Raw genomic sequence first — 14,577 nt, 5'->3', positions numbered from 1 at the left:
CGGATGGTCACGGCCGCAGGGCCGCGACCTCCTCCTCCATCTCCAGCACGAACGCCTCCTGGGCGGCGAGCCGCTCGGGGATCGCATCGCGTTCGGCGAGCACGACCGCCCGGCGCTTGCCGATGGCCTCCAGCGTCGGCTTGTCGGTGGAGTCGATCAGCCGGCGGAACTTGCGGGGCACCACGTTCGAGGCGTCGTGGATCTCACGCGCGAACCGCCCCAGCCTGGCCAGCTCCTCGCCGAGGTACTCCTGGTACCGCCGCAGGTGGTCCAGCTCCTCGTGGGCCCGCAGCAGCGTGAAGTACGCTGCGTCGTAGTCGGACTTCTGGCTCATCGACGACCGCCGGTCAGCCGGCCAGCTCGGCGAACAGCAGCGCGACGGAACGGCAGGCGGCCTTCCAGTCGCCGAGGTGCAGCGACTCGTCGATGCCGTGGGCCCGTGAGTCGGGGTCCTCGACGCCGAGCAGCAGCATGGTGGCGTCCGGGTTGGCCGTCTGCAGCGGCCCAAGCAGGGGGATGGATCCGCCGCTGCCCATGAGCACGGGGGCGGCTCCGTAGCCCTTCTCCAGGGCGGCCAGCATGGCGCGGACGGGTGCCCGGTCAAGCTCGGTCTCGAAGGGGTCGCCGGCGGCACCCGGCGTGGCGGTGACCTCCAGGCCCATGGGGGACTGGGCGTTGAGGTGGTCGACGAGGGCCTGCCGGGCGACCTTGGCGTCCTGACCGGGGCCCAGGCGCAGGCCCAGCTTGGCGCGGGCGCTCGGCTGGATGGCGTTGCTGGCCAGCTGCACCGACGGCGCGTCGATGCCGAGCACCGTCAGGTTCGGTTCCATCCAGATCTTCTGGAGGGCCGGCAGTCCCGGGTCGCCGCCCAGGCGCACGTCGGCGCCCAGGCTGGCCTCACCGCGGAACCTGCCCTCGTCGAAGTCCAGGGCCTCCAGGCGCCGCATCTCCTCCGCCGACGGGGACCGGAGCCCCTTGCGCAGCTCGGGGTTCACGAGGGCGCCCGTCTCGTCGGTCAGGTCGGCGATGAGCTTGGCCAGCGCCGTCAGCGGGTCGGGGACCGGGCCGCCGTACATGCCGCTGTGCACCGCGTGCTCCAGCACCCGGATCTCCACACCGACGTCGACCATGCCGCGCAGCAGGTAGGTGAGGGAGGGTGTGCCGACCTTCCAGTTCACGAGGTCGGCGACCACGACGGCGTCGGCGGCAAGGAGGGCGCCGTGCTCGGCGAGGAACTCCTCGAGGTGTGGCGAGCCGATCTCCTCCTCGCCCTCGATGATGACCTTCACGTTGACCGGCGGACCGCCCAGCTGGTTCCAGGCTGCGACCGCGGTGGCATGGGCGACCACGCCGGCCTTGTCGTCGGCGCAGCCCCGCCCGTACAGACGGCCGTCGCGTTCCGTCGGCTCGAACGGGGGCGAGGTCCACGCGTCGACATCACCGGTGGGCTGGACGTCGTGGTGGGCGTACAGCAGGACCGTGGGCCTGTCGTCGCCGACGTGGACCTCCCCGAACACCGCAGGGGGCGCCCCACCACCCTCCAGCAGGCGAACGTCCTGCAGGCCGGACCGCTCCAGCAGCTCGGCGGTCGCTCGGGCGCTCTCGTGCACCGGCGCCGGGTCGAAGCCGTCGAAGGCGATGGAGGGGATGCGGCACAACGCCTCGAGGTCGGCTCGGGCGGTCTCGTGCCCGGCGTCGACGGCGGCGATGATCTCGGATGTGGTCGGAGCCATGGTCAGGCATCCTACGGCGGCGTGCACCCCACCTTCACCCACCCGATCGACGTCCGCTACCTCGAGGTCGACCAGCAGGGGGTGGTCTTCAACATGTGGTACCTGGCTTACTTCGACGACGCCCTCACGGCCTTCCTCGCCCACCGTGGCGTGCCCTACCGGGAGATGATGGAGCGGGGGTTCGACGTCCAGCTGGTCAACACCGACATCACGTGGCGTCGTGGGGTCGGCTGGGGCGACGACGTCGGTGTGGCCGTGTCGACCGCCCGGATGGGGACCACGTCGTTCGTCCTCGACTTCTCGGTCCGGGTCGAGGCGCAGGAGTGCGTCACCGGCCGCACCGTCTACGTCGTGATCGCCACCGACGGGTCGGGGAAGCGGTCGATCCCCGACTTCCTCCGCGAGGCGCTGGACCCGGTCGAGCCGCTGCTCGGCCCCGTGGGCTGACGGGGGTCGACCGGCCGGTGGTGGTTGCGCCCGATGGGGGACCGGGCATGACACGATGGACGGACGTTCCGCGACCGACGAGGACGACCCGTGGCAACCCTCACCTTCTCCCACGCCCCCATGGGCGGTGGCAAGAGCCTGGCGGCGCTCGTCCGCCATCATCACGTCACCGCACGTGGGCTCAAGGGCATGCTCATCGTCATGCAGCCCCGGCAGGAGGGGGTCGTTGCGTCCCGTGTCGGGGTGTCCGCCCCGGCCAACGTCATCACGACCACGTCCGATGTCTTCGCCATGGTCGCCGAGGGGCTTCGTGAGGAGAACGTGCACCACGTCGTCGCCGACGAGGCGCACTTCTACGCACCGCAACAGATCGACCAGCTCGCCCGCGTGGCCGACCAGCTCGACATCCCCGTCGAGGCCTACGGCCTGCTCACGGACTTCCGGACCAAGCTGTTCCCGGCGTCTGCCCGCCTGATCGAGCTCGCCGACCGCCACGTCGCCCTGCCGACCCAGCCGCTGTGCGCGTGCGGGAACATCGCGACCCACAACGCCCGGCTGGTCGACGGCGTCATGGTGACCGACGGCGACCAGGTCCTGGTCGGCGACGTCACGGGCGATCGGGTCCGCTACGAGCCGGTGTGCCGCGGCTGCCACGCGGTCGTCAACGACCCGGCACGGATCACCCTGCCCTAGGCCACACCACGGGTCACATGGACACCACCGAGGGTGGTGTCCTCGTGTTGTCAAGGGGTCCGAAACGCCCACGAAACGGGAACTTCATCCCGTTGGTCATGCATCTCCGTCAGGGTTGTCCCATCGGGCGGGGAGAAGAAGTTGACATTGACGTCAATGTCAAGAATGGTGGTGACAAGAGCCGGAACCCGCACCCCCGGGACCCGTCCAACCGCAGAACACCCACAGGGAGACCCCCACATGTTCGACGTCGTCACCGACATCCCCGCAGCCAACGAGATCGAGATCTTCGCCGGCACCGTCGCCGACCGCATGTCCATCGCGGTCGCGCCCTCCACGGGCCGCTTCGCACCTGCGATCGACGCCCCGGCCACCGTCGCCCCCGGCGACATCATCGGTCACATCACCGGCGGGAACGGCCGCGCGGACGCGGTCATCGCCCCGATCGGCGCCACCCTCAAGGAGATGCTGGCCCGCCCCGGCCAGCTGGTCGGCCTCGGCCAGGGCCTGGCCTACATGGAGCGCGTCGCACCCACGGGCCTCGAGGGCGCGTAGGCACCTGGCCACATCGCAGCCGTCACGACCCACCCGAGTCGCATGACCCACCACCAGCACGTCCCCGCCATGGTCCTCGCCGGACTGGGTGCCCACCTGCCGGAGGACGTCGTGACCAACGACGACCTCTCCCGGGTCATGGACACCTCCGACGAGTGGATCTCCTCTCGCACGGGGATCAGCCAGCGGCGGCGTGCGGCGGAGGGACAGACCTCGCTGCACCTGGCCGTCGAGGCCGGACGCGAGGCCCTGAAGCACTACGGTGAGGGCACGGCGATCGACGCGGTGGTCCTCGCCACGTCCACTCCCCACCGGCTGTGCCCTGCCACGGCCCCGGACGTGGCCAGCGCGTTGGGTCTCGGCCCCATACCCGCCTTCGACGTTGCCGCGGTCTGCAGCGGGTTCGTGTACGCGGCGGCCACCGCCCAGGGCCTCATCGCGGCCGGCACTGCCCGGACCGTGCTGGTCATCGGCAGCGATGTCTTCTCCAGCTTCCTGTACCCCACCGACCGCAACACGCGGGTCATCTTCGGGGACGGGGCCGGCGCGGCCGTCGTGCGCGCCGGTGACCACGACGAGCCGGGGGCGTTCGGCAGCTTCGACCTGGGGTCCGACGGCGAGGGGTCGGACCTGATCACCATCGGCGGCGCCGGCAGCATGCCCCCCAGCGAGGACTCGCCCGCCAGCCGGGACCACTTCCTGGCCATGGAGGGCCGTGAGGTCTACCGCCGGTCCATCCCGGGCATGGCCGATTCCTGCCGCGTCGCCCTCGACCGGCGCGGCTGGACCGTCGACGACGTCGACGTGATGATCGGCCACCAGGCAAACATCCGCATCCTCGACGCCGTGGCCCGCAACCTCGAGCTCGAGCGCGAGAAGTGCTACGTCAACATCGACCGGGTGGGCAACACCGCGGGGGCCTCGATCCCCATCGCCATGGCCCACGCCCACGCCGACGGCGCCGTGCGTGCCGGCGACCGCGTGCTCCTGACGGCCTTCGGAGCCGGGCTGACGTGGGGATCCACCACGCTGACCTGGCCCGAGCTGCCCACCATCTGAGGCAGCCCACAGACCTGGCCCTCCGACATCGGAGGGTTCTGCATCCGATGCCGACCGGCATCGGTGGTGTGTGCCATCGTCGGCCGCACCGATCCCACAACCACCAACACACGAAGGAACCCGCAATGTCTGTCTACACCAAGATCGTCGCCCTGCTCGACGACAAGTTCGGCATCGCCGCCGACGAGGTCACCGAGACCACCACCTTCGAGGAGCTCGACCTGGACTCCCTCGACCTCGTCGAGTTCTCCATGGCCGCCGAGGACGAGCTGGGCGTCAAGATCGAGGACGAGGAGGCCGCCGAGCTCAAGACCGTCGGCGACGCCGTCAAGCTGCTGGAGTCCAAGGGCGCGTCGGTCTAGCACCGGCCGTCCCGGCCGGACGCCGTCCCGGCCGAACACCCTTCAACGACTCCCGAGGAGCACATACGCCATGAGCACACCCGTTGCGATCACCGGCATCGGCCTGGTCACCCCCGGCGGAATCGGCGCGGCCGCCTCCTGGGAGGCCGTCCTGCGTGGCGAGAGCACCGCCACGCCGGACCCCGTCCTGGAGGGGATGGACGTCGACTTCTCCTGCCGGATCCCCGACTTCGACGCCAACGCCCTGCTGGGCCGACGTGCTCGAAAGCTCGACCGGTTCGTGCAGCTCGCCCTGGTGGCGGCACGAGAGGCCATCGGCGACGCCGACCTTGACCACGAGACCTGGGACGGCCCCCGCGTGGGTGTCGTGCTCGGCTGTGGCATGGGCGGTGCGCCGACGTGGGAGGAGCAGCACAGCGTCCTGATGGAGCGGGGCCCCAACCGGGTCTCCCCGCACCTGATCCCACGGATGATCCCCAACATGGCGGCTGGACACATCGCCATGGACTTCGGGGCCCACGGTCCCAACCTGGCGACCGCCACGGCCTGCGCGTCAGGGGCCACGGCGATCGGCTACGCCCTGGACCTGCTGCGGGTCGGCCGCTGCGACATCGTCATCGCCGGCGGGACCGAGGCCGGCATCACCCCCCTGTCGATCGCCGGCTTCAACAACATGACCGCGCTGTCGACGAGGCGGGAGGACCCCACCGCCGCGTCGCGTCCGTTCGACGTCGGACGTGACGGCTTCGTCGCGGCCGAGGCCGCCGGCGTGCTCGTGCTCGAACGGGTGGCCGATGCCGATGCCCGTGGGGTGCGGACCTACGCCAAGCTGGCCGGCTACGGCGCCAGCGCCGACGGGCACCACGTGACCGCACCGGACCCGCAGGGTGCCGGGGGCGAGATGGCCGTCCGTGCCGCCCTGGCCGACGCCGGCCTCGAGCCCGGCGACATCGACCACGTGAACGCCCACGGGACCTCGACGCCCCTCAACGACGTGTCGGAGGCCCGCATGATCAGCCGTGTGCTCGGCGATCGTCCGGCCGTCACCTCGACCAAGGGCGTCACCGGCCATGCGCTCGGCGGCGCCGGCGCGATCGAAGCCGCCTTCAGCGCGCTGACCCTGCACCACCAGGTGATCCCGCCGACGGCCAACCTCGACAGCCAGGACCCCGAGATCGAGATCGACGTGGTGTCCAAGGCCCCGCGCGAGACGAAGGTCGAGGCCGTCATCTCCGACTCCTTCGGCTTCGGCGGCCAGAACGCCGTCCTGGCGTTCACCGCCTGACCGCCCCCGGCTCCGCCGACACCCCCACCAGCCAGCAGAGGAACGCATGACCGAGACCGCCGCGCCCGTCCAGCGGCCCGACGCCCGGGCCCGCATCGACACGCTCGCCGACGACGGCTCCTTCGTGGAGTTCGGATCGCAGGCACGCCATCACGTCACCGCCTTCGGCCTGGCCGACAAGCGCCCCGACGGCGACGGCGTCGTGACCGGAACCGTGACCGTCGACGGCCGTCCCGTGGCCCTGTTCGCCCAGGACCCGACCGCCCTCGGCGGGTCCCTCGGGGAGGTGCACGCCCAGAAGATCGCGATGGTCCAGGACAAGGCCAGCCGGGGTCGCATCCCCGTCGTCGGGCTGCTCGACAGCGGTGGGGCCAGGATCCAGGAAGGGGTTGCGGCCCTCGACGGCTACGCCCACATCTTCCACCGCAACGTCCGCTCCTCCGGCCGGGTGCCGCAGATCTCCGTGGTGCTCGGTCCGTGTGCCGGTGGCGCGGTGTACTCACCGGCGCTGACCGACATCGTCATCATGGCGCGGGACCGCGCCCACATGTTCGTCACCGGCCCCAAGGTCGTGAAGGCGGTCACGTTCGAGGACGTCTCGCTGGCCGACCTCGGCGGCGCCGACGTGCACTCCACCACCAGCGGTGTGGCGCACCTCGTGGCCGACGACGCCGAGGGGGCGCTCGAGCTGACCCGCCGGGTCCTGTCCTACCTGCCCTCCTCCGCCTGGGAGGAGCCGCCGCTCGCCGCGCCGGTCCCACCCGAGCCGATGCCGGAGATCCCGACGGACCACCGCCAGCCCTACGACGTGCGCGACGTGATCCGCGGCATCGTCGACGGCGGGTCGATGCTGGAGCTCTCCGAGGCCTTCGCCCGCAACATCGTCACCTCGTTCGCCCGCATGGACGGCCGCCCCGTCGGGGTCGTCGCGAACCAGCCGTCGGTACTGGCCGGCTGCCTCGACATCGCCGCCAGCGAGAAGGCCGCCCGCTTCGTGCGGCTGTGCGACGCCTTCGGCCTGCCCCTCGTGGTCCTCGTCGACGTGCCCGGGTTCCTGCCGGGCACGGGCCAGGAGTCCGCGGGGATCATCCGCAAGGGCGCCAAGCTGCTCTACGCCTTCTCCGAGGCGACGGTGCCCCGCGCGACCGTGATCCTGCGCAAGGCCTACGGCGGCGCCTACATCGTCATGAACTCCCGCAACATCGGTGCCGATGCGGTCTACTCGTGGCCGGGCGCAGAGGTTGCGGTCATGGGGGCCGAGGGTGCGGTGGACGTGCTGTACCGCCGTCCGATCGCCGAGGACCCTTCCAGCCGTCCGGAGTACCTGGCCAAGTACAGGGCCGAGGCACTGCGTCCCGACCTGCCCAACGAGATCCTGAGCGTCGACGAGACCATCGAGCCCGGCGACACCCGGCGGGTGCTGCTGGGGACGCTCAACGCGGTGCGTGGGTCCCTGGAGCCCGGCTACCGACACGACAACCTGCCGCAGTAGACCCGTCCCCGTCACGGGGCCGACCGGAGGAACCGCCCGATGACCAGCCAGACCACCGACCTGCCGCAGCTCCTGGCCGGCAAGCGCCTGCTCGTGACCGGTGTGCTGACCGAGGCGTCGATCGCCTTCGCCACGGCACGCATGGCCCAGCAGCTGGGCGCGGAGATCGTCCTGACCGGGTTCGGCAAGGGCATCCGCCTGACGACCCGTGTCGCCGAACGCCTGCCGTCCACCCCCGACGTGCTGGAGATGGACGTCACCGACACCGAGCAGATGGGTGCCGTCGTGGCCGAGCTAGGTGACCGCTGGGGTGCCGTCGACGGGGTCGTGCACGCCATCGGCTTCGCCCCGGCGAGCGCGATCGGCGGCAACTTCCTGGAGACCCCGTGGGAGGACGTCGCGACCGCGGTGCAGGTGTCCACCTACAGCTTCGCCTCGCTGGCACGGGTCATGGCCCCGCTGCTGAAGGCGGGCGGGGGCGGCTCGTACGTCGGCCTGGACTTCGACGCCACCGTCGCCTGGCCCAGCTACGACTGGATGGGGGTCGCCAAGGCCGGGCTGGAGAGCGCCTGCCGGTACACCGCCCGTGAGCTCGGCCCGCAGGGAACCCGGGTGAACCTCGTGGCCGCCGGCCCGCTGAAGACCATGGCCGCCCGGCAGATCGAGGGCTTCAAGTCCTTCGAGGACACGTGGGGCGAACGGGCGCCGCTGGGCTGGGACATCACCGACACCGAACCGGTGGCCCGCGTGGTCTGCAGCCTGCTCGGTGACTGGATGCCCGGTGTCACCGGTGAGATCGTCCACTGCGACGGGGGTGTGCACGCCATCGGCGCGTGACGCACGAGGACCGGATCGTCGGTCCTGCGATGATGGGGACATGACCACGCTCGGAATCGTCCTCGGTGGAGGCGGCGCCCGCGGGCTGGCCCATGTCGGGGTCCTCCGCGCGCTCGCCGACGTCGACGTGCATCCCGACGTCGTGGTGGGGGTGTCGATGGGGGCCGTCGTGGGCGCGACCTACGCCGCACGGCCCGACTGGCTGGCGGCGTTGCAGTCGCTGGACCGCAGCGCCCTGCCCGGTCACGAGAACCTCGTGGGTGCCGAGGGGATGGACCTGCTGATGGCGGTCGTCCGCAGCGCCGTCCGCATGGCACCGAAGGTCGTCAGCTTCGGCGTGAACGGCTACGAGGACTTCGGGCGGCGCACGATGGCCGAGCTGCTGGGGGGCACCCCCGCGTTCGCCGACCTTCGCATCCCGTTCGCGGCCGTCGCCACCGACCTCGCCGGCGGCCGGCGGGCGGTGCTCGACGCGGGTGACGTGACCGACGCCGTGATGGCAAGCGCTGCCCTGCCGGTGCTGACCAAGCCGCTGGAGCTCGAGCAGGGTCGCTACCTCGACGGCGGCTTCGCCGACCCGGCGCCCGTCGACGTGGCCCGTGCGATGGGTGCCGACGTCGTGGTGATGGTGCACGTCGGGTCGGCCCCGATCGGCCTGGGCGACGCGACGGTGGACGGGGCCCTCAAGGGCGTCCTGCGCGGCCTCGAGATCGGCGTCGCCGAGTTCGTCCAGTCACGCCTCGTTCAGGCCGACGTGGTCGTCGCCCCGCCGTTCGGCGCGGGGGTGTCGTGGCTGTCGTTCGACCGGGCCGACGACCTGGCCCAGCTCGGCTACGACGCCATGCGCGACCAGCTCGGCGCCGTGCTGGAGCTGCTGGACGGGTGAGCGCGATGTTCCCCGACCCGAGGCTCGCGCCGGCGGATGCGCCGCTGGCCATCGGTGAGGACTACCGTCCATCGACCCTGGTGGAGGCCTACCGCAACGGCATCTTCCCGTGGCCGGACGGCAGCGGTGAGGTCTTCTGGTGGTCGCCGGACCCCCGCGCGGTGTTCGTCGTCGGGTCGGTCAAGCGATCCCGGTCGTTGCGTCAGGTGATCCGCAGGGGCGACCTCCACGTCACCTTCGACACGGCCTTCCCGGCGGTGATGGCCGCCTGCGCCCAACGGGCGGAGGAGGGGACGTGGATCACCCGGCGCATGCGCGCGGCCTACGAGGCGCTGCACCGCATGGGCCACGCCCACTCCGTGGAGGTGTGGAGGGACGGCACCCTGGTGGGTGGCCTGTACGGCATCACCATCGGTGGGGTCTTCACCGGCGAGTCAATGTTCCATCGGGTCAGCAACGCCTCGAAGGTGGCGCTCGTCGCCCTGGACGACCACCTGCTCGAGCGGGGCTTCGCCCTCATCGACGCCCAGCTGCACACCGACCACCTCGAGTCGATGGGGGCCCGCATGGTGGGCCGGTCGTCCTTCCTCGACGTGCTGCACGCCGTCCGGGACGCGCCGATCACGTTCCTGTGACCCCGCGGCGCTCAGCGCTTCAGCGGCATTCCCGGGTCGGCGTCGACGCCGACGACCCACTCGATGTCGTCGTTGAGGTAGGACGCGCGGTCATCGCCCGGCCGCTTCGGGCGGGCCAGAGCGGTGTCGGCGTTGACCACGACAACCGACACCCGGCCGGCCTCGCCGATGCCGTCCAGCGTCACCGTTGCCTGCCCGTCGAACAGCGTCCCGTCGATGGCCTGGACCACGCGACCGGCACCCGACGCGACGAGGGCCACCCCGCCGGCCACGTGCCTGGGCCCGCGGACGGTGATCGTGACCGAGTCACCGACACCCTCGAGGTCGACGACGTGGGCCGCGGCGTGGTCGACGACGACCGTCACCACGTCACCGCTCGTGAGCGTGCCGGCGCGGGACACGGTGGGGTAGGCGAGGGGCTCGCCCGGGAACCCGGCGACCTCCCATGCGGCCGTGGCGGCGACGAACGCCACCATCTCCTCGTCGAGGGAGGTCCCTCGGTCGGCCAGGACGGTCGCGTACCCGCCGAGCAGGTGGGAGTCGGTGTCGGCAGCCGCCTGCCACACCTGGCGGATCATGTCGTCGCCGTAGCGCTCGGCCAGCCACAGGTTCCAGACGTAGGCGCCGTAGGCACGGTCGAAGCCACCTCCGCCCTGGGAGAAGTCCGACAACGACAGCTCCGGCAGGGCGGCGAAGTCCTGCAGGTAGGCGGTGCGGGCATCGGCGTCGGGGTAGACGGCCTGCTCCATCCACACGGCGGTGGCCTCGTAGGCCCAGGGTTCCCCGTCCCAGGCCATCCGCATGTGGATCAGGTGGGCGAACTCGTGGGCCGCGGTCGACCGCAGCGCATCCGACGGGTTGGGCGCGTAGCCGACGTAGTCGTTCTCCAGGACGAGGAAGCCGTGGACCGAGCGGCACAGGACGCACGGGTTCTCCTCGTCCGCCGCGACGTAGCCGTAGGGCCCGTCGTCGAGGTCGACCAGGTAGACGTCCACCAGGTCCCGCCCGGTGCGATCGGTCCCCCCGAGCCCCTGGTCGGGGAGGGGTTCGGGCCAACCGAGCCGCTCGATCTCGGCGTCCCACACCTCCTCCATGACCGTCGCGGCCTCCTTGACGAAGGCGATGCGGGCCGCGTCGGGTCCGGTGTCCGTGAAGTGGATGCGGAAGTGCGGGGTGTCGACGTGGTATCGCTGTCCCTCGGGTGCCTGGAACTCGTCGGACGCCCCCTCGGTGGTGGGCCGGAACCGGACGTGGTCGTCGAGGACGTGCCGGCTCGCTTCGGCATGGGTGGTGGGGACGGCCGTCGACACGCTGGTTCCGACCATCGTCCAGACGACGGCGATCAGCGTCAGGACGACCAGGTTCCGCACGACCCCAACGATAGGCCGGTGGCCCGTCGGGGGCCGGGCTCCGCCACGACCGTCAGGCGGTCGTCATCGTCCGGACCGGCCCACCGCGCGCCCGGGCTCAGGCGATGGCCGGTTCGGCCTCGGCGGGCGCCACCCGCCGGCGGCCGAAGGACCACGCCTCGGGGTCGAAGGTCGCAACCCGTCGCTGGTAGTGCCCGACGCGTCCCGGGTAGAGCGTGTCGTTGACGCCGTCGTCGTTGAGGTACCAGCTGCCGCAGCCCGACGCCCACACCAGGTCCGCGTGTCGTTCGGCCATCTCCTCGGCGTAGGCGTCGGCGGCCTCGCGGGTCGGCTCCAGCCAGTCGGCCCGGCCTGCCCGCAGGTGCTCGAGCGCCTGGACGATGTAGTCGGCCTGCGCCTCGGCCATCAGGACGACGGAGTTGTGCCCGGTGCCGCTGTTGGGCCCGAGGAGGAAGAAGGTGTTGGGGAAACCCGGGGCGGCCAGGGAGTTGTACGCCGCGCCGTGATCGGACCAGGCGTCGTGGAGGTCCTGCCCGTCACGGCCGATGACCTCCATCGGCGCCCAGAAGTGGTGGGCGTCGAAGCCGGTGCCCCAGATGATCACGTCGAGCTCGACCTCGGTGCCGTCGGCCAGCCGGACGCCCGACGGGGTGATCCGTTCGATGCCCTCCGTCGCGACCGTGACGTGATCCCGGGCGAGGGCCGGGTAGTAGGTGTTGGACAGCAGCAGGCGCTTGCAGCCCGGCTCGATGGTCGGGGTCAGCTTCTCCCGGAGCTCTGGGTCCCCCACCGCCCGGTGGATGTTCCAGGTGCCGGCCTTCCGCAGGCGTGCGGCTACACGCGGGTCCCGCTCGAGCATCCGCCAGACGCCGTGCTCGAGGATCAGGTTGGTGACCTCGCGCAGGAGGCGGTGGGCACCGGGAACACTGCGGAGCAGCAGTCGTTCGAGGCCGGAGAACTCTCGGTCGAGCTTGGGCAGCACCCACCCGGGTGTGCGCTGGAAGACCGTCATCTCCTCGACCTCGTCGACGATGCTCGGGACGATCTGCACCGCCGACGCACCGGTCCCGATGATGCCGACCCTGGCCCCGGCGAGCTGGACGTCGTCGCGCCAGTGGGCCGAGTGGAACGCGGGCCCGGCGAAGTCGTCGCGGCCGGGGATGTCGGGGATCACCGCCTTGGTGAGCGGGCCCACGCCGTTGACGACGACGTCGGCCTCGATCGTCTCGCCGTCGGCGGTCGTCAGGGTCCAGCAGGCGGTGGCCTCGTCCCACTCCTGGCGGACGATCTCGGTACCGAACCGGATGTGGCGACGCAGGTCGTGGTCGTCGGCGACCCGCTGCATGTAGCGGAGGATGTCGGGCTGCTCGGAGAAGAAGCGTGGCCAGTCGTTGGGTTCGTCCCGCAGGGAGTAGACCGGGGAGGGCACGTCGCAGGCACACCCGGGGTAGGTGTTGTCGCGCCAGGTGCCGCCCAGGTCGTCGGCGGCGTCGACGATCACCATCTCGTCGGCGTGTCCGTCCCGCGTCATCGCCAGGGCCATCGCGATGCCGCTGAACCCGGCACCGACGATCACCACGCGCAGGGACCGGGCTGGACGGGACGTGGGCACCTTGGCGAGGAGCAGGCTCAACATGACACGGATTGTGCACCATCGTTTGATGGCACGTGAAGGCGAGGGGTCAGGTCGCGCGTCCGGCGGCGAGCACGAGGGTGGGGGACCAGTCCCAGGGGTCGGCGTCCGTGACGGGGTCTCCGGGCCACGCGACGAGGTCGGCTCGGTGCCCCGGGAGCAGCGCACCGACCAGGTGGTCGCGGCCGACCGCGACATGGCCGCCGATGGTCGCGGCCGAAAGCGCGGTCCGCCGGTCGATGCCAAGGCCGCCGTGGTGCCGCTCGGCGGCCCGGATGCCGCCCCACGGGTCCATCGGGGTGACGGTGGAGTCGGAGGAGAAGCACATGTCGACGCCGTGGGCGGTCAGCCAGGAGAAGGGGTTGGTCACGTCGGCGCGTTCGCGGCCGAAGCGGTGCTCGTACAGGCCACCCGGTCCGTTCCAGGTGGCGTCGAACGCCGGTTGCACGCTGGCCACGACACCGAGGCGTCCCAGCGTCGCGACGTCCTCGCGGCTGACGAGCTCGAGGTGTTCGATGCGGTGCCGCGCCCGCCGGACTGCGTCGACCCCGCAGGCCTCGGCGGCCCGCGACAGGGCCCGCACGGCCTGGCCGGTGGCGTCGTCGCCGATGGCGTGCACGCCAGCACCCAGGCCGGCCCTGGTCGCCCGGACGAAGAAGTCGGTCACGGCGTCGTCGTCGTGGAACAGCGCGCCGTTGGTCCGGACCCCGTCGTTGGTCAGGTAGGGGGCGCTGGCGGCGGCGGTGCACGAGCCGATCGAGCCGTCGAGGAACAGGTCACCGCCGGGTCGCAGGGGGCCCCCGGGTTGCCACGCCATGTCGGCCCAGTAGGCGTGTACCTCCAGCGGCCAGTCGCCGTCGGCCCAGGCCAGGGCGTCCTCGATGTCGGACAGCTCGGGGATGCCCATCTCGTGGAGGGAGGTGATGCCGAGCGCCAGCGCCGCCCGGCAGGTCTCCCGGCGTGCTCGGCCGATCGCCTCGGGGCCCAGGAGCCCCACGAGCGCGGTCTGGGCGACAGCGACGGCATCCTCCAGCAGCCAGCCCGTCGGGAGGCCGTCGACGTCGCGGGTGACGTGCTGGTCGACGTGGCGCAGGTCGAGGCTGCCGAGCAGTCCACGGTCGACCACGCAGGAGTGCCCGTCCACGCGGAACAGCACCGTCGGCCGACCCCCAGCCGCCTCGAACAGCTCATCGGCGGTCGGCGGGCGTTGTTCGGGCCACGCCTGGTCGTCCCAGCCGGTGCCGTGGACGACCGCCGGATCGGTCCGCTCGACGTGGGCGCGGACGCGGGCGAGGGCCTCGCTGACCGATCCGGCGCCGGCGAGCGTGACGCCGACCCGTTCGAGCCCGGTCGCGGTGGCGTGGACGTGTGCGTCGACGAACCCGGGGGCGAACCACACCTCACCGAGGTCCTCGACCCTGTCGTGGGCGGGGGCGGCGGCCGGGTCGGGACCGGTCCAGGCGATGTGGTCGCCGTCGACCAGGACGGCGCGATGGCTCGGGTCGACCCCGCCGACGTCGGCAAGGCCCCGGCCGACCCAGAGGACGCGTTCGGGCATCCCCGCGGCGGTCACCCCTGCGGGGCTCACTC

Annotated in this window: 15 protein-coding genes; 10 read left to right on the top strand and 5 right to left on the bottom strand. The window is 71.7% G+C overall.

Going from position 1 to position 14,577, the window contains the following annotated elements; all coding sequences use genetic code 11:
* Positions 1–7: 7 nt before the first annotated feature.
* Complete coding sequence (locus CUC05_RS11635; RefSeq protein WP_108666278.1) at positions 8–334, bottom strand: hypothetical protein; 327 nt, start codon at positions 332–334, stop codon at positions 8–10.
* Between the two features lie 13 nt (positions 335–347).
* On the bottom strand, positions 348–1,733 hold the full coding sequence (locus tag CUC05_RS11630; RefSeq protein WP_108666384.1) for a M20/M25/M40 family metallo-hydrolase: 1,386 nt from the start codon (positions 1,731–1,733) through the stop codon (positions 348–350).
* Positions 1,734–1,754: 21 nt separating this feature from the next.
* Here CUC05_RS11630 and CUC05_RS11625 point away from each other — a divergent pair, with 21 nt between their 5' ends.
* The 10 genes from CUC05_RS11625 (at position 1,755) to aat (ending at position 9,984) form a co-directional block, all read left to right on the top strand.
* Complete coding sequence (locus CUC05_RS11625; RefSeq protein ID WP_205712281.1) at positions 1,755–2,180, top strand: acyl-CoA thioesterase; 426 nt, start codon at positions 1,755–1,757, stop codon at positions 2,178–2,180.
* 90 nt (positions 2,181–2,270) lie between these two features.
* The gene (locus CUC05_RS11620; protein WP_205712280.1) at positions 2,271–2,873 is read left to right on the top strand and encodes a thymidine kinase; all 603 of its coding nucleotides are present in this window, start codon (positions 2,271–2,273) and stop codon (positions 2,871–2,873) included.
* Positions 2,874–3,113: 240 nt separating this feature from the next.
* Positions 3,114–3,428: a hypothetical protein gene (locus tag CUC05_RS11615; RefSeq protein WP_108666277.1), complete on the top strand. Its 315-nt coding sequence runs from the start codon at positions 3,114–3,116 to the stop codon at positions 3,426–3,428.
* Between the two features lie 42 nt (positions 3,429–3,470).
* Positions 3,471–4,487 carry a beta-ketoacyl-ACP synthase III gene (locus CUC05_RS11610; protein WP_108666276.1) on the top strand — a complete coding sequence of 339 codons (1,017 nt, stop codon included), beginning with the start codon at positions 3,471–3,473 and terminating at the stop codon, positions 4,485–4,487.
* A gap of 125 nt (positions 4,488–4,612) precedes the next feature.
* Entirely contained in the window at positions 4,613–4,849 is a 237-nt protein-coding gene (locus CUC05_RS11605) for an acyl carrier protein (protein WP_108666275.1), read from the top strand.
* A gap of 70 nt (positions 4,850–4,919) precedes the next feature.
* A complete protein-coding gene (fabF, locus tag CUC05_RS11600) occupies positions 4,920–6,134 on the top strand; it encodes a beta-ketoacyl-ACP synthase II (RefSeq protein WP_170127996.1) in 1,215 nt (404 codons plus the stop codon).
* A gap of 46 nt (positions 6,135–6,180) precedes the next feature.
* Entirely contained in the window at positions 6,181–7,626 is a 1,446-nt protein-coding gene (locus tag CUC05_RS11595; RefSeq protein WP_108666274.1) for an acyl-CoA carboxylase subunit beta, read from the top strand.
* Positions 7,627–7,686: 60 nt separating this feature from the next.
* A complete protein-coding gene (fabI, locus tag CUC05_RS11590) occupies positions 7,687–8,463 on the top strand; it encodes an enoyl-ACP reductase FabI (protein ID WP_108666380.1) in 777 nt (258 codons plus the stop codon).
* Between the two features lie 40 nt (positions 8,464–8,503).
* Positions 8,504–9,349, top strand: a complete 846-nt coding sequence (locus CUC05_RS11585; protein ID WP_108666273.1) for a patatin-like phospholipase family protein — start codon at positions 8,504–8,506, stop codon at positions 9,347–9,349.
* A 5-nt stretch (positions 9,350–9,354) separates the two neighbouring features.
* Complete coding sequence (aat, locus tag CUC05_RS11580; RefSeq protein ID WP_108666272.1) at positions 9,355–9,984, top strand: leucyl/phenylalanyl-tRNA--protein transferase; 630 nt, start codon at positions 9,355–9,357, stop codon at positions 9,982–9,984.
* Positions 9,985–9,995: 11 nt separating this feature from the next.
* Here aat and CUC05_RS11575 read toward each other — a convergent pair whose 3' ends face one another.
* The 3 genes from CUC05_RS11575 to CUC05_RS11565 form a co-directional block, all read right to left on the bottom strand.
* Positions 9,996–11,354: an MXAN_6640 family putative metalloprotease gene (locus CUC05_RS11575; RefSeq protein ID WP_108666271.1), complete on the bottom strand. Its 1,359-nt coding sequence runs from the start codon at positions 11,352–11,354 to the stop codon at positions 9,996–9,998.
* Positions 11,355–11,451: 97 nt separating this feature from the next.
* Positions 11,452–12,990, bottom strand: a complete 1,539-nt coding sequence (locus tag CUC05_RS11570) for a flavin-containing monooxygenase (protein WP_157965468.1) — start codon at positions 12,988–12,990, stop codon at positions 11,452–11,454.
* Positions 12,991–13,036: 46 nt separating this feature from the next.
* Positions 13,037–14,575, bottom strand: a complete 1,539-nt coding sequence (locus tag CUC05_RS11565) for an amidohydrolase (RefSeq protein ID WP_157965467.1) — start codon at positions 14,573–14,575, stop codon at positions 13,037–13,039.
* Between the last annotated feature and the right edge of the window lie 2 nt (positions 14,576–14,577).

The organism is Euzebya rosea (assembly GCF_003073135.1).
Classification (GTDB): domain Bacteria; phylum Actinomycetota; class Nitriliruptoria; order Euzebyales; family Euzebyaceae; genus Euzebya; species Euzebya rosea.
The sequence above is the reverse complement of the archived record's forward strand: the minus strand, read 5'-3'. Positions and strand labels throughout refer to the sequence as shown.